Raw genomic sequence first — 20,169 nt, 5'->3', positions numbered from 1 at the left:
AAGTTTAATTGAAAACACTTGTTTAAAATGGCGTATAAAAAAGATACTCAAAATACGGTGAAAGATTTTAATAAAATCACCATTTCATTGGCTTCTCCAGAATTAATTCTGGAGCAGTCAAGTGGAGAGGTTTTAAAGCCGGAAACAATAAACTACAGAACATATAAACCAGAAAGAGATGGTTTGTTCTGTGAACGTATTTTTGGACCTGTTAAAGATTATGAATGTCACTGTGGTAAGTACAAACGAATTCGTTACAAAGGAATCGTTTGTGACCGTTGTGGGGTTGAGGTAACAGAAAAGAAAGTGCGTCGTGAGCGCATGGGACACATTCAATTAGTGGTTCCTGTAGCACACATTTGGTACTTTAGATCATTGCCAAATAAGATTGGTTATCTTTTAGGTTTACCAACCAAAAAGCTTGATCAAATTATTTATTACGAGAGATATGTCGTAATTCAGTCGGGTGTTGCTAAAAACGCTGATGGAGAACCATTAGATGTTATGCAATTCATTACTGAAGAAGAGTATTTGGATATTTTGGATGAAATTCCTCAAGATAATCAGTACTTAGACGATACAGATCCTAATAAATTCATCGCTAAGATGGGAGCTGAAGCAATTTATGACTTGTTAAAAGGATTAGATCTTCACCAGCTATCTTACGATTTAAGACATAAAGCGAATCACGAAACTTCAATGCAACGTAAAAACGAAGCATTGAAACGTCTTCAAGTGGTTGAGGCAATGCGTGATTCTCAGGATAGAATTGAAAACCGTCCGGAATGGATGATTATCAAAGTTGTTCCTGTTACTCCGCCAGAGTTAAGACCATTAGTTCCTTTGGATGGAGGTCGTTTTGCTACGTCTGATTTAAATGACTTATACAGAAGGGTAATTATTAGAAACAATCGTTTGAAGCGATTGATAGAAATTAAAGCTCCAGAAGTAATTCTACGTAACGAAAAGCGTATGCTTCAAGAATCTGTAGATTCACTTTTTGATAACTCTAGAAAATCTAGTGCGGTTAAAACGGAATCTAACAGACCTTTAAAATCTCTTTCTGATTCATTGAAAGGAAAGCAAGGACGTTTCCGTCAAAACTTATTGGGGAAACGTGTTGATTATTCAGCTCGTTCGGTAATTGTTGTTGGACCTTCTTTAAAACTTCACGAATGTGGTTTGCCTAAAGATATGGCAGCGGAGCTTTACAAGCCTTTTATCATTAGAAAATTAATCGAAAGAGGAATTGTAAAGACGGTTAAATCAGCGAAGAAAATCGTTGATAAAAAAGAAGCAATCGTATGGGATATCCTAGAAAACGTGATTAAGTCTCACCCTGTGTTACTTAACCGTGCCCCAACGCTTCACCGTTTAGGTATTCAAGCTTTCCAACCAAAACTGATTGAAGGAAAAGCGATTAGACTTCACCCATTGGTTTGTACGGCATTTAACGCCGATTTCGATGGTGACCAGATGGCGGTTCACTTACCATTAGGTAATGCTGCAATCTTAGAAGCTCAAATTTTGATGCTTTCTTCTCACAATATTCTGAATCCTGCAAACGGTGCTCCAATTGCTGTACCTTCTCAGGATATGGTTTTGGGTCTTTACTACATGACCAAAGGAAGAAAAACAGACGAAGATAGAGTAATGCTGGGGGAAGGGTTAACATTCTACTCCCCTGAAGAAGTTCAGATTGCACTTAACGAGCGTCGTTTGGATTTACACGCTCACATCAAGGTTAAAACAGAGGTTTTAGGCGAAGATGGAGTGCCAGTTCTTAAGATTATTGAGACTACTGCTGGACGTGTTTTGTTCAACGAAATGGTACCAAGAGAGGTAGGATACATCAATGATGTATTAACTAAAAAAGCATTGCGTGATATTATCGGGGTGGTATTGAAAATTTCTGGTACTTCTCGTACAGTTCAATTCTTGGATGATATTAAAGCCGTTGGATATGACATGGCCTTTAAAGGTGGTTTGTCTTTCAACTTGGATGATATTATTATTCCTAAAGAAAAACAAATTTTAGTAGACAAAGCGAATGTTAGTGTTGCCGAAGTAATGGACAACTATAACATGGGGCTTATTACTAACAATGAAAGATATAACCAGATTATTGATATCTGGACACGTACAAACTCTCGATTGACCAACACTTTGATGGATCAATTGAAAACGGATAAGCAAGGATTCAACTCTATTTATATGATGTTTGATTCTGGAGCACGTGGATCGAAAGAGCAGATACGTCAGCTTTCTGGTATGCGTGGTCTGATGGCAAAACCTCAGAAATCTGGAGCGTCGAGTCAAGAAATTATTGAAAATCCAATTCTTTCGAACTTTAAGGAAGGTTTATCGATTCTTGAGTACTTTATCTCTACACACGGTGCACGTAAAGGTCTTGCCGATACAGCATTGAAAACAGCCGATGCGGGTTACTTAACTCGTCGTTTGGTGGATGTTGCGCAAGATGTGGTTGTAAACGAATTCGATTGTGGTACTTTAAGAGGTATAGTAGCTGTTCCTTTAAAGAAGAACGATGAAGTGGTCGAGCCATTGTATGACAGAATTGTAGGGCGTAGTGCTGTACATGATGTATTTGATAATGACGATAACTTAATCGTAGAAGGAGGTGAGGTAATTACTGAAGATATCGCGGAAGAAATCGATAGAGCAGGAATTGATGAAGTAGAAATTCGTTCTGTACTTACTTGTGAGTTGAGAAGAGGAGTTTGTGCTAAATGTTATGGTCGTAACCTTGCTACAAATAGAGAAGCACAAATCGGTGATTCTATTGGAGTGGTTGCAGCACAGTCTATTGGTGAGCCAGGTACACAGTTAACACTTCGTACATTCCACGTTGGGGGTACAGCCTCTAATATTGCTGATGAAAGTGACTTGAAAGCAAAAGCTTCAGGTAAACTTGAAATAGACGAATTAAGAACAATTACTAAGGTTGATAAGGACGGAACTAAGCGCGAAATCGTTGTAGGTCGTTCAGCTGAAATGAAGATCATTGACAAGAAAACTGGTTTGGCAGCGATGACATCTAACATTCCTTATGGAGCGGAGATGGTTGCTGAAAACGGAAGTGAATTGTCTAAAGGTGATGTAGTTTGTAAGTGGGACCCTTATAATGCAGTAATTATTTCTGAATATAACGGACTTATCGAGTTTGAGAACGTTATTGAAGGAATCACTTACCGTGAAGAGGTCGATGAGCAAACAGGATTTACTGAAAAAGTAATTACTGAAACAAGAGATAAAAAGAAAAACCCAACGATCCTTATTAAGGATAAAAAAGGTGAAATCTTGAAATCATACCCAATTCCAGTGAATGCTCACGTTTCTGTAAAGGAAGGCGATGAGATGCAACAAGGATTCAGTTTAGTTAAGATTCCACGTATTGGTGGTAAAGGTGGGGATATTACAGGGGGTCTTCCTCGTATTACTGAGCTTTTCGAAGCGCGTAACCCATCTAACCCAGCAGTAGTTTCTGAAATTGACGGAATCGCGAGCTATGGTAAAATCAAGCGTGGTAATCGTGAGGTAATTATCGAAGCGAAAACTGGGGAGACAAAGAAATACTTAGTTCCACTATCTAAGCACATTCTGGTACAAGAGAACGATTTCGTTCGTGCGGGTCAATCACTTTCTGATGGAGCAATTACTCCAAAAGATATCTTGAACATCGAAGGACCAACTGCAGTACAAGAATACTTGGTAAATGAAGTACAAGAGGTATACCGTCTGCAAGGGGTGAAGATTAACGATAAGCACTTCGAGGTAATCGTTCGTCAGATGATGCTTAAAGTAGAAATTACTGATGCAGGGGATACTAGGTTCTTAGAAAATCAAGCGATTCACAAAGCCGATTTCATGGAGGAAAACGACCGTATTTTCGGACAAATGGTTGTAACTGACGCTGGAGATTCTCAAGAGTTGAAAGCAGGACAGATTGTTTCTTCAAGAAGATTGCGTGACGAAAATACACAATTGAAACGTGAAGATGCTAAATTAGTAGAAGCACGTGAAGCAATAGCAGCAACTTCTAAACCAATGCTACAAGGTATTACACGTTCTTCATTGCAGACGCAATCGTTTATCTCAGCGGCTTCCTTCCAGGAAACGACTAAGGTTCTGAACGAGGCAGCAATTGCAGGTAAGATCGATCACCTTCTAGGGTTGAAAGAAAACGTTATCGTTGGACACAAAATACCAGCAGGTACTGGTGTTAGAAATTTCCAAAACGTTAAGGTTGACTCAACTGCTAATTATGAAGAGATTTAATCTTGAATAGAACAATATTTTATAGGCTATCAATTTATATTGATAGCCTTTTTTTATTACCTTTATTCTTATGGAAAATAACAATACAAAAGAAAACAAAATCAATATAGAATTACCAGAAGAGGTTGCGGAAGGGGTTTACTCCAATTTGGCTTTAATTAATCATTCTCCTTCTGAGTTTGTATTTGATTTTATTCAAGCTATGCCAGGCATGCCGAAGGCAAAAGTGAGGTCGCGTGTGATTATGACACCAGAAAATGCAAAACGATTGCTAACCGCTTTACAGGATAATATTCGAAAGTTTGAAGAGAACACAGGGACGATTAACACCGGTAATTCAGATTTACCACCAATCAATTTTGGTACGCCTCCTACTGAAGCATAAATTGATCTATCATTAAAATTAAAATATATTTATCATGAGTAAATACGATGTAACTATTATTGGTTCAGGACCTGGTGGATACGTAGCAGCTATAAGGTGCGCTCAATTAGGTTTAAAAACAGCAATTATTGAAAAGTACGATACTTTAGGAGGTACTTGTTTAAACGTCGGTTGTATTCCCTCGAAGGCATTATTAGATTCAAGTGAACACTATCATAATGCAGCGCACACATTTGATGAGCATGGAATTAATTTGAAAGATTTAAGTCCAGATTTCAAGAAAATGATTGAGCGAAAAAATAAAGTCGTTGATCAAACTTGTAAAGGAATCGAATTTTTGATGGACAAAAATAAAATTGACGTTCATCATGGTGTCGGTTCTTTCGTGGATAAAAACACGATTAAAGTGATTGATTCAGAAGGAAAGGAAACGGAATTGAAAACCGATAAAACGATTATTGCAACAGGTTCTAAGCCAAATTTCTTTAAAGGAATGGAGCCAGATAAGGAAAGAATAATTACTTCAACTGAAGCGCTTTCATTGAAAGAAATACCTAAAACAATGATTGTTATTGGTGGTGGTGTTATCGGTCTTGAATTAGGTTCAGTTTATGCGCGACTAGGAACTAAAGTAGAAGTGGTTGAATTTGCTGATTCTATTATTCCAACCATGGATGAAACAATGGGGAAAGAATTAACAAGGGTGTTGAAAAAGTTGAAGATGAAATTCAATATGAAGCACAAAGTTCAGAATGTTGAAAATACAGGTGAAGGAGTAATCGTTACCGCTTTAGATAAAAAAGATAAGGAAGTTCAATTTGAAGCTGATTACTGTTTAGTTGCCGTAGGAAGAAAACCGTATACTGAAGGTTTAGGTTTAGAAAACGTAGGCATCAAAACTACAGATCGTGGCCAAGTAGAGGTAAACGAAAACTTGCAAACATCGGTAGATAACATTTACGCAATTGGTGATGTTGTTCGTGGAGCAATGTTAGCACACAAAGCTGAGGAGGAAGGTACTTTTGTTGCGGAGAAAATCGCCGGACAAATTCCTCACATCAATTATAATTTGATTCCTGGAGTTGTTTACACATGGCCAGAAGTGGCATCAGTAGGTAAAACGGAGCAAGAAGTGAGAGATTCTGGAGTAGAATACAAAACAGGTTCTTTCCCAATGAAAGCACTAGGAAGATCTAGAGCTTCTGGCGATATTCAAGGACTTGTGAAAATCATTACGAATAAGGAAACGGATGAAATCTTAGGATTCCACATGATTGGAGCGCGTGCGGCAGATTTAATTATGGAAGGTGTTGTTGCCATGGAATACCGTGCATCAGCAGAGGATTTAGTACGCATGTCTCACCCTCACCCAACTTATTCTGAAGCTGTTCGTGAAGCAGCAATGGATGCGACGGGAGATCGTGCAATACACGTTTAACAGTTATTGTTTTCCGATAAAAGGAACAGCAATCATATTGGTGTAATGAACACCTTTAGAATAGCTTTTTATATTTAAAACATCAATGCCTCAAGTAAATCAACTTGAGGCATTTTTTCAATTTTTAAATGACAAAGAACAATACTCATATCGCTTATTTTTGTCCCTCATTGAGTTGGGGTGGTTTAGAAATGAATCAATTAAGAAACGCCGAATGGATGCACAATCGCGGACACAAAGTGGTGATTTTATTGCAAAAAGGGAGTAGAATTCATCAGGAAGCGAGCGCAAATGGAATCTCGGTAGATTTTGTTCAACCGCACAAGAAGTACTTCGATTTTGGAAAAGCTGCTCAACTGATTAAGAAGATTAAGCAACATAATATTACGCATCTCATCGTAAGAGATCCGAAAGATATGAGTGTTTGTTCACTGGCGAAATCATGGTCAAAAAAGAAGTTTTTCTTGGCTTATTTCATGGAAATGCAAATCGGGATTCCCAAAAGAGATTTGCTCCATACGATACGATACAGCAGTTTTGATCTGTGGTCTTGTCCTTTGCCTTGGTTGAAAAAACAAGTAAAGGAGCTCACGCGTTTTCCCAGTGAAAAAACGCTTGTTATTCCTTCAGGTTTGTCTTTAGATCGCTATTTCAATGCGCCAGAAAGACAAGAAGCAAAGACCTTGTTGGACTTGGATACAAACAAAGAATACATAGGATTGGTAGGTCGATTTGATGAGCAAAAAAGACAACTTCTATTGTTAGAATCTTTTAATCAAATAAAGGATAAAATTCATCATGATTTAGTTTTTCTTGGAGAATCCACTCATGGAGAATCGGATGCTTATTTTGATAAACTGAAAGAGTATGTTCGTGAAAATAAAATCGAAAAACGTGTACATTTTAGACCTTTCAGACCTGATGTTGAGACTTTTTATTCGGCCATTGATGTTTTTGTTATGGCGACGAAATCTGAAACTTTTGGAATGGTTACCATCGAAGCGATGGCAGCGGGTTGCAAAGTTGTGGGCAGTAATCAGGGAGGAACGGTTGAGATTTTAAATCATGGCGAATTTGGGGAACTCTTTGAAACGGGAAACGCTGAAGATTTATCAAATAAATTAATGGTTTCAATAGCAAATCAGGATTTTGATGCCAACGCTGTAAAAGACGAAGCTCGAAAGTATGATGCCGAAATAGTTTGTAATAAGGTGGAAACTGCTCTAGGCATCTAACATTTTCCTATCTTTAAGCAAGAAACACCAAGTGAAAACGTTATGCTATTGGAATGAATCCTGGCTCTAAAATTATCATACTATTTTTCTTGCTTTCAATGGTAACGATATGGCCATTGAGGAGCCAAACGTCTAATTTGAGATGGAAAACAATAACACCCCAAAGTGATACTTTAATTATTGATAGTTTAACCATTTACCAAAACAGTTTTAAAGTTTTTTGTGGCGATGCCTTATTAGACGATTCAGCCTATTATTTTGATGGAAATACCCGAAAATTCTATTCTAAAACCGATTGTTCTGACAGTTTGCAGCTAAGATACCGTGTTTTTTCAATCGATTTTCAGAAGCCCTACCAAACCATCGATACTTCAATGATTTATCAAAACAAAGGTGAGGTAGCTGATTTTTTCTATAGCTATGAAGAGAAGCCCTTAAACTTTTTTTCTGATGGAGGCATTAAAAAATCAGGGAGTATTTCTAGAGGAATTAGTTTCGGAAATTCCCAAGACCTTTCTGTAAACTCAACCTTAAATCTGCAATTGTCTGGTGAAATTTCGAACAATATGAACATCCTCGCAACTGTAACAGACGATAATCTACCGATTCAACCAGACGGAAATACGAATCAAATTCAAGAGTTCGATCAAGTTTTTATACAATTATACGGCAAAGAATATAAAATTATTGCTGGAGATTTTTGGTTGAAAAAGCCAACCGGATATTTCATGAATTATAATAAGAGAGCACAAGGTTTATATGGGCAATACTCTTGGGGTGATGAAAAAAATAAATGGACGGCCCAAGGTGCAGGTGCACTTTCAAAAGGGAAATTCGCTCGAAACGAAATTCAAGGGATGGAAGGTAGTCAGGGGCCTTACCGATTAAAGGGAAATGAAAACGAGCCTTTTATTATGGTGCTGTCGGGAACAGAGAAGGTTTACTTAGACGGAAAACTACTAGAGCGTGGACAAGAATACGATTATGTAATTAACTATAACAGCGCAGAAATTATTTTTACGCCAAGAAATCAAATCACCAAGGATGTAAGGATTGTGGTGGAATTTCAATATACAGATCAAAATTATGCCCGTTCTTTATTCCAAGCCAGCATAAATTACGAAAGTAAAAAGTTTGATTTTTGGCTCAATATGTACAGCGAGCAAGATGCAAAAAATCAATCTTTGCAGCAAAAGTTAAGCACCAAAGACAAGCTTCTTTTAAGTAAAATTGGAGATACCTTGGAGCTCGCAAGAACGCAATCTATTGATAGTGTGGGTTTCTTAGACAATCAAGTGACTTATAAATTGATGGATTCTTTGGGAATTGATTCCGTGCTTGTTTATTCTGTAAGTCCCGATTCTGCATTTTATAGAGCAACTTTCACTAATGTAGGTGTTGGAAATGGAAACTACATTTTTGATAGATTTACGGCGGTTGGTCGTGTTTATAAGTGGGTGGCTCCAATTGGTGGTGTACCGCAAGGAGATTTTGAACCATCGAGACTTATCGTAACACCCAAGAAAAATGCAATGATTTCTGCAGGAATGAATTACCGTTTCAATGAGAAATGGAAAATGATGACAGAAATGAGCACATCCAATAATGATATAAATACTTTTTCGCGTTTAAACAGTGAGGATAATCGAGCGTTTGGAAACAAAACGACCATAGATGGACTCTTTCATTTAAGAAATGATACTACTTCAAAATGGTTGGTTTCGACAGGATTGGATTTCGAATTCAGAACCAAATATTTTAAAGAAATTGAAAGGTACAGGGGAGTGGAATTTGACCGAGATTGGAATGTGAGAAATATGCAATACCAAGGACAAGAAGTTTTGGCACATGTATCGGGAGGGATTAAGCATAAAGATTTTGGAGGAGTAGAATTGAAGGCGCAGAATTATACGCTCGGAGAAGATTATCAAGGAAATAGAGCACAAGTTTTAGGAGATTGGTCTCGAAAAGGTTTTAATGCTTCGCTAGACGGAAGTTATTTAAGTGCTAATGCGGATGGGGAAAATACTTATTTGAGACACAAATCTAAGATTAGTCAAGAATTTGGGAAAATCAAAATAGGATTTGAGGATGATCATGAATTAAATCAATTTGAATTGGGAGATACCTTATTGAGAACAAATTCTTACCAGTGGTATGATTGGAAAGTTTTCCTAGCCAATGCAGATACTTTACAGAATAAATTTACTGTTTTTTACCGTGAAAGATACGATTGGAAAAGCGATTCCACTCGTTTAAAAAGCGCTGCGAAAGGTCGGAGTGTTGGAGCAGATTACAATTGGGTAACCAACGAAACTTCTACTTTAACAACACTTGTAAGTTATAGAACATTGGAAATTAAAGATGAACAGCTCATAGATCAACAACCCGAAAATACATTTTTAGGAAGAATAGATTATCGTTTAAATCTATGGAAGAATGCTTTAACTGCAAGTACATTTTATGAAGTAGGTTCAGGCTTAGAATTGAAAAGAGAGTTTTTGTATATCGAAGTAAATGCAGGGCAAGGAGTTTATACTTGGATAGATTATAACAACGACGGAGTCAAAGATTTAAATGAATTCGAAGTAGCGCAATACCAAGACCAAGCAAAATATATTCGTGTTTTTACGCCAAGCGATGAATATGTGAGAACCTATTCTAATGAGTTCAACCAAACATTATTTTGGAGACCAGAACGGATTTGGAAAAGCAAAGGAAAAGTGCTTAAACTACTTTCGAGATTTTCGAATCAAGCTCGTTTTAGGGTCAATAGAAAAATGGCCAATCAATCTGTAAGAACATACAATCCATTGGATAGAAATATAGAAGATAGCAGTTTAATCAGTTTTAATTCAACAATTAGAAACACGGTTTTCTTTAATAGAACAAATCCAATTTTTGCAGCCGACTATACCTATTCTGAAACGGGTTCTAAGACTTTATTGGCAAGTGGATTTGATGCCCGAGACATACGTTTTAATGCCTTAAATTTTCGCTGGAATTTGTGGAGGAAATTCACTATTAATCTTGAAGCCGAAGAAGGATTAAAGTCTTCTAGAGCGGATTATACCTCCGGAAGAGACTTTTCAATTCAATACCATAAGGTGCAGCCTGAACTGGTTTTTCAACCGAGTACTACCTTTAGACTTTCTTTAAATGCCCGATATGAAGAGAAACGAAATGATGCTGAGTTTGGAGGAGAAAGCGCATTTATTGGAGATGTAGGTTTGGGATTAAAATGGAATCAAATTGAAAAAGGAAGTCTAAACGCCGAGGTTAAAATCGTCTCTATCAACTACACTGGACCACAAAATAGCGCCTTGGCCTACGAAATGCTAGAATCTTTAAAACCTGGAAGAAATTATACTTGGAATGTGAATTATCAAAGAAACCTGTCTAAAAACCTACAAATTAGTTTACAATATAATGGTAGACAATCAGAAGAAAGTAAAACGATTCATTCTGGTGGGGTTGAGGTGAGGGCGTTTTTTTAAATGCTTTATTTAAAATCTGCGTGCTACTTTTCAATGTCGAGTTTAATGACTTTAGTGAGGGAAAATGTTTTGCTGCCCATCCCTTCAATTGGAAAGTCAACCAAAATTCATCCAAGCTGTCGCGAGATTCCATCTCGTGACCTTGGTTTAAACTCTTTCTACTTCCTCACATCCACAAACCCTTGCTTCACCACCTCACATTCCGTTAATTCACAATCCACAAAATCCCCATCTATCTCAAAAACTATCTTATAAAAATAAGTGCCATCAGTAACAATTTCACCACTTTTAGTTTCACCATTCCACAGTTTATGTTCTCCTTTTGTTAAATCTCCCTCGTTTTCAAAAACAAGATTTCCCCAGCGATTGAGAATGCTCAATTTATAACTCACAGGAAGATTCACTTTGACATTGAAAAAGTCATTTACTCCATCATTGTTGGGCGTAAACACATTGGGAAGTGAAGCCACCAAACTATCAGAAATAAAGACTGTAAACGAAACAGTATCTGCACATATACTGTCTGTTTTCCATGCAATAAGCTCTATTTCATAAGTTCCCGAAGTATCAGTGAAAAAGCCTGAGAATTGATTCCCTTGGTAATCTCCGTTTAACCACCAACTGTAATCTGTGGCGTTGACGGAATTATTTTGTAAATTAATCTGAATTGGAGCAGTTCCACTTATTGGATTGGTTGCAAAAGCAGCTTGGGTGTCTATTACTGGTTCTACTGTAACAACCGTATCTGTACTGCATCCAAATTTATCAATATAAAAAAGCGTATAATCTCCTGTTGACAAGCCATTAAAAGTATTGGCTGAATTAGCTGTCAATGTATCTCCATTTTTGTTTACCGCCCCAAATTGAACTACATTGTCTGGTACATTTTGCATTTTTATTTTCCCTGTTGAAAAACTACAAACCGAATTAAAAGTGGAACTGATAATTTCTTGAGGGTAAGAAACGCCAATGCTGATAGGCTTTACCACCGAACAACTGTCCGTATTCCAAATTCTTACGGTGTAAACTTGACTACTATCTCCTGAAAATATTGGGTTGGGGCAATCTGTGCAACTTAAATCGTTTATTGCTGAAGGATTTGAAATGGTGGACCATTCGTAGCCTGTTGAGGTGCTTGTCGAAACACCTCCTGTGGCTTGGAGTTGTAGTGTTTCGCCGAGGCAGATGGTGGTGTCTTGGGTGAGGGTCGAGGTGAAGGTGTCGCAAGGGGAGGTGTAGGTGAGGAAGAGCTTGTCTACAATGTTGCTTTTGGATTTTTTAGACCGGGTGATTGGTGAATGAAATTAACAGTTATCGGCGAAGTAGTGCCATAATTTTTAATATCTGCAATAGCATCTGTTCCCATCATTAAAGAGTCTGGTGTGTCATCAGTTAATCCATGTAAAGTATTGTTTTCATAATAAAAATTGCCTGATGGACTGGAGCATGGTGTGTTAATGGTGTTGAATTCACTCCCTCCAATTAGACCTATTGAGTTTGAATTTACAGAAACAGAGCTTCCATCGCTCACGGTATCACAAATGTCTGCTGTGTTTAGTATAAGTCCAATATCTTCTGTATAATTGATATTACTTGAGGTGAGTAATGAGTAATTGAGTTCTGCTTGATAGTTTAAGTTGTTTATGAAAATATCAAGCGCAGTTTTTGATAAGGAGTTGTTTTCTTATAAAATTATAATATTATAATATAGTAATGCATAATTGCGGGTAAATCCGGCTGCAAAGTTGATTCTACTGTGATGGGTGTCTGATTAAGAATAGAACTTAGATAAGTTATATCTTTCACCAAAGTTTTATGCTCAATATAATCACTTGGCGAAAAACCTCGCTTATAAATATAATTATTATTAATTGCATGTTGATTTCCGATTGATAAATCAATCCCATTTATTTTAATGGTAATTGAGTCTAGGAAACTCGCCTCTTCCATATATTTTTTCGAAGTTGCAAATAAAAACGCTTTTTTGATTGTCGAATTATTTGGAATATTGAAAGAAATTGAACTATTTACTAGAGAGTAACCAGGATTGAAACCTGCTCCAGTAACTCCTCCATAGAAGTTGTCTGAATAATAGTTTATTTGTTGAGACAAGCAGATTGGGCTTACAAATAGGAATGAAATTATTATATATAGTAGAAAGTTTTTTTTCATGTTTGTAAACGTAGGTTTTTCAGTATTTTCATCTAGGTCATTAACGATAAAAGCGACCTATTGGTTGGTTTCAATAAAGAATCAGATTGAAACACATAAAATTGCAACTTCCTTTTTAGAAGAACTCATGTACAACATCACCGTTTATCCCAATCCAGCAAGTGATTTCACAAGCATAAAATGGGAAATTTACGATGAGCTAAACAATTCTCACTATAAAATCTTTGATTTGAATGGTCACGAAATACAATAAAATTGAAAAAGGAAGTCTAAACGCCAAAGTTAAAATTGTCACCATAAATTACATCGGACCACAAAATAGCGCCTTGGCCTACGAAATGTTAGAATCTTTAAAATCTGAAAAAAATATTCTTGGAATCTTAACTATCAAAGAGATCTGTCTAAAAATCTCCTAATCAGTCTTCAGTGTGATGGGAAATATTCTAAAAACAGTAAAATCGTCCATTCAGGAGGAGTTGAGGTGAGAGTATTTTTTTTAAAGTTTAGGATTTTCAATAAATTATTTTTATTTTGGTTGTGTTATACAAGAATTGCTAAGATTCCATTGCCTCCACAAATGTTTTAATTTGAAAGAATAGAAGTTAGAAACCTTATTGAGGTTTTTTACGTAAAACGTAGCACTATTCAACTAATACTACTAGTTATGAGGGATTTTAATCTTGGTTCATTCGCATTTGTATTAATGCTTTTCAGCTTTATTTTTACGACAGAAGAAGTCAACGCATCTCACGTTGCAGGAGGTTATATTGAAATGGAATGTACAGGGACTCCAGGTACCTACAATGTTCGATTAATTTTATATAGGGATTGCTCGGGTGTTGCTCTTGGGACGAGTGCATCTATAAATTTTACTAATACTTGTGGTTTACCCGATTTTAATGTGAGACTAAATCGAGTATCCCAAACTGAAGTTTCCCAAGTTTGTTTACAACAAATAAATAATACAACTTGCAATGGTGGGCCACTTCCGGGTTATGAAAAACACATTTATGAGGGAACTGTCAACCTAGGAGATTGTGATACGTGGACAGCCAATTATCGTATATGTTGTAGAAATACGGTTATAAATCTAACAAATGAAGATGCATTCAATATCTCAACTCAAATTAATACGGCGACAGATAATTGTAATGATAATCCAAGTATAACTGGACAGCCAGAGCCTTTTGTTTGTGTTAATCAGCCCGTTTCTTATAACCTTGGAGCCTTTGAGCCTAATGGAGATTCAATAGTGTATTCATTAGTTGAAGCGGTTCAGGGCATAAACAACCCTGTAAGCTATAATGCAGGATACTCAGGAGCTTCTCCAATTAATGGAATTTCAATTGATCCTCTTACCGGAACGATTACTTATACGCCTACAGTCATTGGTGCTTATGTAATTGTTGTAAGAATGATTGAATATAATGACAACGGAGACATTGTTACCATTACAGATTATGAATATCAAACTTACGTTGAGAATTGTAGTAATCAAACCCCTCAACCTCCTGTAACAGGAGTTTCAAATATTACGGGTGCAATTGTTCAAAACGGTCCAAATAATTTGACTTTATGCCAAGGAAGTAATGGGTGTTTTGATGTCGTTTTTAATGATCCAGATTTGGCTAACGTTTTGACGGTTCAATCTAACATAGCGCAAGTACTTCCCGGAGCAACAGTAACTTCTGTTGGGACAAATCCTTTAACAATGACTATTTGTTGGACACCAACTATTGCACAAGGAGTACAAACCATTAACTTCCTTGTTGAAGATGGTGCTTGTCCAATTGTGGGGCAAAACAATTATGCAGTATCAATAGATGTTGTAGATCCAGGAGTGCCTTCGGTGGTCACAACAACTGAATTGTGTTTGGGAACAAATTTAGGTACAGGAACCGTGTCTATGACCGGAGGGGTTGCGCCATTTACATATAACCTTCTAGGTGCACAAGCAACCTCAAATACAACAGGAGTCTTTGATAGTCTAGCTCCTGGAACCTATAACTATACTGTAAATACGAGCGGAGGATGTGATGTGAATGGAACTTTCACGATAGCCCCAGGTGCCCCATTACCAGTAACGACTTCTACTATCGATTTGTCTTGCAACGGTGCTGGAGATGGGTCAGCAAGCATTATTCCTTCAGGTGGAATCGCTCCATATACCTATGACTGGTCTCAAGGTGGAACACCTTTAACACAAACTACCCAAACGGTTTCAAATTTAGCTGCCGGAGTTTATGACGTTACATTAACCGATGATATAGGTTGTACCACAGACGAAATAATTACAGTTAATGAACCAGCTGTTATTTCAGCGAATTTAGCGCCAATACCAACGCTTTGTAATGGAAGTGCAGATGGTCAAATAGATGTGAACACCGTTGCTGGGGGAACCTCACCTTATACTTATAGTCTGAATGGTGGAATTGCGCAAACAGGAACTAATTTTAGTGGTTTACTGGCAGGAAATCATCAAGTAGAAATATTTGATGTAAACGGCTGTAGTTTGACCTTAAATACAACGGTTACTGAACCAACAGTTTTAACCATCAATGTGGATAGCAGCGAAGATGCCACATGTGGAGTAAATTCTGGTGCAGTTACACTTTCAGCAACTGGTGGAACAACTCCTTATACCTATTCTATCGGAGGGCCGAACCAAACATCAGGAGTGTTTTCAAATTTGGCTCCAAACACTTACACCTTAACGGTAACAGATGCTAACGGATGTGCTAATTCCACAACCTTAACGATTGATGCTGTTCCTGTTCCGAGTGTTTTAGTAAGTAGTCAAACAAACCTTAGTTGTTTTGGAGGAAATGATGGCGAGGTAACTCTGGGAACAAATAACGCAGTTGCCCCAGTTACTTATGCTTTAAATGGAGGAACACCTCAAGCATCAAATATATTCGCAGGATTAACTGCTGGTGCTTACACAGCAGAAATAATTGATGGGAACGGATGTTCTGCGACAGTTAACTTCACAATTACTCAACCTACAGCTTTAGCTTATACAACTACACCAACAAATGCGAGTTGCCAAGGAAATTGTGATGGACAAATTGTGGTTGGACCAACTGGGGGAACAGCGCCTTATACTTTCTCTAGTGATAATGGTGTTTCTTTCGGACCAAGTTCTACCTTATCGAATTTATGCGCAGGAAATGTGAATGTTGTTGTCAATGACTTTAATGGTTGTTCTGCGAATTCAGTGGTTAATATTGCAGAACCAACGATGTTAACTGTTACCTTGTCTGGTACAAATCCAAGCTGTAATTTAGGAGCAGATGGCGAAATTCAAGTGACTGCAACTGGTGGAACGCCTCCTTATCAATATGCTTTAAATAATGCACCACTTCAAGCAAGTAGTTTGCTTACTGGTTTGAGTGCAGGGGTTTATAGCGTTCTAATAGAAGACGCCAATGGATGTCAGTACACTGTTTCTGAAACATTATTTAATCCTCCTGGAATTACCTTAAATCAAATCTCTAATACACCATCAAACTGTGGAAACAATGACGGAGCGTTAGAAGTGGGGGCTGTAGGAGCTAATGCACCTTTTCAGTATTCCATTAATGGGTCGGTAAATCAAGTGAGTGGGCTTTTCACAAATATCACAGGTGGAAGCTATCAAATTACAGTAACGGATGCAATCGGATGCCAGGATTCTTCATTCTTCGGAATAAATGATGTTCAAATGGATGGTGCTTTAGTGAGCACAACAGATATCACTTGTTTCAATGGAACGGATGGAGCGGTAGAAGTAATGAATATTGGTGGTGCTTTGCCTATCGAGTTTGAATTGGATAATAATGGTATTGTTCAATCTACAGGAGTTTTTACTGGACTAGCTGCGGGGGGACACATTGTAACCATTACAGATAATGGACTATGTGTTCATACGATTCCTTTTACCTTACTACAACCCGCTAAAATTGATTTTGATGGAACTATTCAAAATGTGAATTGTAATGGTGCTTCAACAGGTCAAATTACTGTAACCAATGTAGCAGGAGGAACGGGACTTTATGAATACAGTATAGATAATGGTGCAACTTATCAGCCCACTCCAACATTTACAGGTTTAGCAGCAGGAACATACACTATTACCGTTAGAGATGATAGCGGTTGTACGGTTGATAAAAACTTTAATGTTCAAGAATCTTCACTCATTACCTTTACAGAAAGCGTTTTCGACTTAAACTGTAATGGGGATAATTCTGGAGCAATTCAATTAACCGCTTCTAATGGAAATCCGGGTTATACGTACAGTAATGATAACGGAATTAGTTTTCAAACCTCATCAAGCTTTTTAGGATTGGCAGCCGGTACATACAGTATGGTTGTACAAGACAACTTAGGCTGTCAAGTGTCTAATAATGTCGTTGTAAATGAACCAACACCCGTTTCAGGCAATTATCTTCTTCAAGATGCTACGTGCTTTGGAGCTTGCGATGGTGAAATTCAAATTAACGCAAGTGGAGGAACACCTGGTTATTCTTACAGTATCGACAACGGAGTAAATACAACATTGGTAAATACAATCACAGGAATTTGTGCAAGTACTTTTGATGTAATGATTACCGATGCTAACGGTTGTGAAAGTATTTCTAGTCAAACAATTAATGAGCCTACCATAGTTGATTTTATAAGCGTTGAAACGCCATCGACTTGTGAAGATCCAAATGGACAAATTTCAATTACAGCAACAGGAGGAACACCAGGATATACTTACAGTGTGGATAATGGAGCTACTTTTAGTAATGGGAATTCTTTTGCTGGATTACTGGCGGGAAATTACAATATTGTTGTCGAAGATAATAATGGCTGTTCTGCTAGTGGTGTTCAAATTTTAACTAATCAAGCTTCTCCATCAATTACGATGACGACAGGAACTGATCCAACGTGTAATGGCGGTTCAAACGGACAAATTGCAATTACTGCAACAGGAGGAACAGGAGGTTTGTTCTATACCATTAACGGAGGAGCTCCTCAAGCGAGTGCTACCTTTACGGGGTTAACAGCGGGATCTTTCTTGCTAAGTGTTGGTGATGGGAATGGGTGTACAGATACAAACACAGTGGTTTTAGCAGAACCAACAGCTTTGGCTTTTACCTCAGTTCCAACAGACTTAACTTGTTTTCAGAACTCAACAGGAAGTATTGCGGTAACTGCAACGGGTGGAACGCCAGGGTATCAATATTCATTTAATGGTGGTGCAACATTTAATACCTCTTCTTCCAATAATGCAATATCAGCAGGAACCTATAATATTGTGGTGAGAGATGCTAATAATTGTCAGATTACAGGAACTGAAGTTGTTTCAGAGCCAACGCAATTAGTGTTAGATAGTGCTTCAATTACTGATGCAACATGTAAAAGCTTATGCGATGGTGAAATTCAATTATCCGTTTCTGGAGGTACAACTCCCTATTTATATAATTGGACGCAAGGGGTTGCTGGAATAAATGATGACCTGGCAACACAATTATGTGCAGGAACTTATAATTTCATGATTGAGGACAGCAATGCCTGTCAAATTTCGAGTAGTGCTGTTGTAGATGAGCCAGATTCAGTTGTTATTTCAAATATAATTCAAACAAACATTACTTGTCACGGAGATTGCGATGGAGATATTGAAGTTATTTCGCCTACAGCTATTGAATATTCAATTGACGGAGGTTTAACATTTCAATCTGCAAATACCTTTGGCGCTCTTTGTGCTGATGTTTACACAGTCGTAGCCAAAGATGCCGGTGGTTGTTTGGTAGAACGTTCTGTAGATATTTGGGAAGCGGCTCAGATGGCTTTAGATTTAACGAACGATACTACTGTTTGTAATAATTATAACTTAGATATCGTGGGTGTAGCCACTGGAGGAATTCAGCCTTACACTTATCAATGGGGGAATGGTGTGTCATCAACGGATACACTGTCAATTGTGGCCTCTCAAACAGATACTTATTCATTAGATGTTTTTGACTTTAATGGGTGTACTGTTCCAACTGAAAACGTAACAATAACTGTTATTCCAGCTTTAAACATGAGCATTGTTTCCGATACTACCATTTGTCCAGAAGGTGCAGCCACTATTTCTGCCCAAGGAATTGATGGATTGCCGGGCTACGTTTATTCATGGAGTTCAGGCGAGTCAACTAGTGCGATAAATGTTACGCCTGCATCTTTCACCACTTATACCGCTACAGTTACAGATCAATGTGGTGACCAAGTTTCAATGGATGTTAATGTGGATTTGCACAAAACACCTTATGTCAACTTTACTGCTGATAACCTTTCGGGTTGTGTGCCTTTAAATGTGAATTTCTTGAATACCACAAATCCAAATGATGTAGGTACAAATTGTACTTGGACAATCGATGATCAAACGTTCTCAGGATGTGCCGGCATGGATTATACATTTACTGAACAAGGGTGTTATGATATTACTCTTCAAGTTGAGTCGCAGTTTGGGTGTTTGGGCGATACTACGTTTGTTGAATATATTTGTGTGGATGAATATCCTACAGCAGCTTTCTATTATTCGCCAGAAGCTCCAACAACAATTAATAATGTTGTAGATTTTACAAATACTTCGGTTGGCGCAACAACTTATGAATGGACTTTCGAAAGTGGAGGGACCTCTAGTTTGATTGACCCAACCATTGTTTTTGAAAATGTAATTGTTGGACAAGAAATTACAACTTGTTTAAAGGCGATTTCTAGGTTTGGCTGTGAAGATGAAATTTGTGATGATATCTTATTCAAAGATGAATTCGAGATTTATGTTCCCAATTCCTTCACTCCTGATTATGATAATTTCAACCCAATGTTTACTCCAAAGTTTCCGCCAGATAGTGAAATTATTCAATATCACTTGCAGATTTTTAATAGATGGGGTGAAATAATGTTTGAATCTTTTGATAGCGAAATCGGTTGGAGAGGAACTTATGGACGAGGTTCTTCGACTGTGGTTAAAGAAGGAACTTATATTTGGAAAATTCAAGTTACCGAAGCTACTGATTTAAAACAAAGAAATTATGTTGGACATGTAACCTTATTGAAATAAATTCTATTCACAGAAATAACAAATCAATCTACTAGCAGCTAAATAAAACATTTGCATTAAACCATACTTAG

The 20,169-nt window shown here is 37.5% G+C and carries 10 protein-coding genes; 7 read left to right on the top strand and 3 right to left on the bottom strand.

Annotated elements, in window-relative coordinates:
• Positions 1–27 precede the first annotated feature (27 nt).
• The 5 genes from rpoC to DIT68_RS07250 all read left to right on the top strand — a co-directional run bounded on the left by rpoC (position 28) and on the right by DIT68_RS07250 (position 10,854).
• Positions 28–4,299 carry a DNA-directed RNA polymerase subunit beta' gene (gene rpoC / locus DIT68_RS07270; protein ID WP_109359164.1) on the top strand — a complete coding sequence of 1,424 codons (4,272 nt, stop codon included), beginning with the start codon at positions 28–30 and terminating at the stop codon, positions 4,297–4,299.
• 70 nt (positions 4,300–4,369) lie between these two features.
• Positions 4,370–4,684: a DUF3467 domain-containing protein gene (locus tag DIT68_RS07265; protein WP_109359163.1), complete on the top strand. Its 315-nt coding sequence runs from the start codon at positions 4,370–4,372 to the stop codon at positions 4,682–4,684.
• Between the two features lie 34 nt (positions 4,685–4,718).
• A complete protein-coding gene (gene lpdA / locus DIT68_RS07260) occupies positions 4,719–6,122 on the top strand; it encodes a dihydrolipoyl dehydrogenase (protein WP_109359162.1) in 1,404 nt (467 codons plus the stop codon).
• Positions 6,123–6,250: 128 nt separating this feature from the next.
• A complete protein-coding gene (locus DIT68_RS07255) occupies positions 6,251–7,357 on the top strand; it encodes a glycosyltransferase (protein WP_109359161.1) in 1,107 nt (368 codons plus the stop codon).
• Positions 7,358–7,494: 137 nt separating this feature from the next.
• Positions 7,495–10,854, top strand: a complete 3,360-nt coding sequence (locus DIT68_RS07250; protein WP_146194153.1) for a hypothetical protein — start codon at positions 7,495–7,497, stop codon at positions 10,852–10,854.
• Between the two features lie 158 nt (positions 10,855–11,012).
• On the opposite strand, the gene DIT68_RS07245 is transcribed toward DIT68_RS07250, so the two are convergent.
• From DIT68_RS07245 to DIT68_RS07235, 3 genes are all read right to left on the bottom strand, one after another.
• Entirely contained in the window at positions 11,013–11,747 is a 735-nt protein-coding gene (locus tag DIT68_RS07245) for a T9SS type B sorting domain-containing protein (protein WP_146194152.1), read from the bottom strand.
• Positions 11,748–12,109: 362 nt separating this feature from the next.
• Positions 12,110–12,385 carry a hypothetical protein gene (locus DIT68_RS07240; RefSeq protein ID WP_109359158.1) on the bottom strand — a complete coding sequence of 92 codons (276 nt, stop codon included), beginning with the start codon at positions 12,383–12,385 and terminating at the stop codon, positions 12,110–12,112.
• 161 nt (positions 12,386–12,546) lie between these two features.
• Positions 12,547–12,966, bottom strand: a complete 420-nt coding sequence (locus DIT68_RS07235; protein WP_109359157.1) for a hypothetical protein — start codon at positions 12,964–12,966, stop codon at positions 12,547–12,549.
• Positions 12,967–13,024: 58 nt separating this feature from the next.
• On the opposite strand from DIT68_RS07235, the gene DIT68_RS07230 reads away from it, so the two are divergent.
• Both DIT68_RS07230 and DIT68_RS07220 read left to right on the top strand, forming a co-directional pair.
• Entirely contained in the window at positions 13,025–13,279 is a 255-nt protein-coding gene (locus DIT68_RS07230) for a hypothetical protein (protein ID WP_109359156.1), read from the top strand.
• A gap of 411 nt (positions 13,280–13,690) precedes the next feature.
• Complete coding sequence (locus DIT68_RS07220; protein ID WP_109359154.1) at positions 13,691–20,098, top strand: T9SS type B sorting domain-containing protein; 6,408 nt, start codon at positions 13,691–13,693, stop codon at positions 20,096–20,098.
• Positions 20,099–20,169: the final 71 nt, after the last annotated feature.

Origin of the sequence: Brumimicrobium oceani (assembly GCF_003143775.1) — a bacterium.
Taxonomy (GTDB): domain Bacteria; phylum Bacteroidota; class Bacteroidia; order Flavobacteriales_D; family Crocinitomicaceae; genus Brumimicrobium; species Brumimicrobium oceani.
Note: the sequence above shows the minus strand (reverse complement) of the source record. Positions and strands in the feature narration are given on the sequence as shown.

What these genes read in the sequence shown, in the direction of transcription:
- DIT68_RS07265 (WP_109359163.1), top strand. Translation starts at nt 4,370, where the DNA reads ATGGAAAATAACAATACAAAAGAAAACAAAATCAATATAGAATTACCA.
- DIT68_RS07245 (WP_146194152.1), bottom strand. Translation starts at nt 11,747, where the DNA reads ATGCAAAATGTACCAGACAATGTAGTTCAATTTGGGGCGGTAAACAAA.
- DIT68_RS07220 (WP_109359154.1), top strand. Translation starts at nt 13,691, where the DNA reads ATGAGGGATTTTAATCTTGGTTCATTCGCATTTGTATTAATGCTTTTC.
- DIT68_RS07230 (WP_109359156.1), top strand. Translation starts at nt 13,025, where the DNA reads ATGTTTGTAAACGTAGGTTTTTCAGTATTTTCATCTAGGTCATTAACG.
- DIT68_RS07255 (WP_109359161.1), top strand. Translation starts at nt 6,251, where the DNA reads ATGACAAAGAACAATACTCATATCGCTTATTTTTGTCCCTCATTGAGT.
- lpdA (WP_109359162.1), top strand. Translation starts at nt 4,719, where the DNA reads ATGAGTAAATACGATGTAACTATTATTGGTTCAGGACCTGGTGGATAC.
- rpoC (WP_109359164.1), top strand. Translation starts at nt 28, where the DNA reads ATGGCGTATAAAAAAGATACTCAAAATACGGTGAAAGATTTTAATAAA.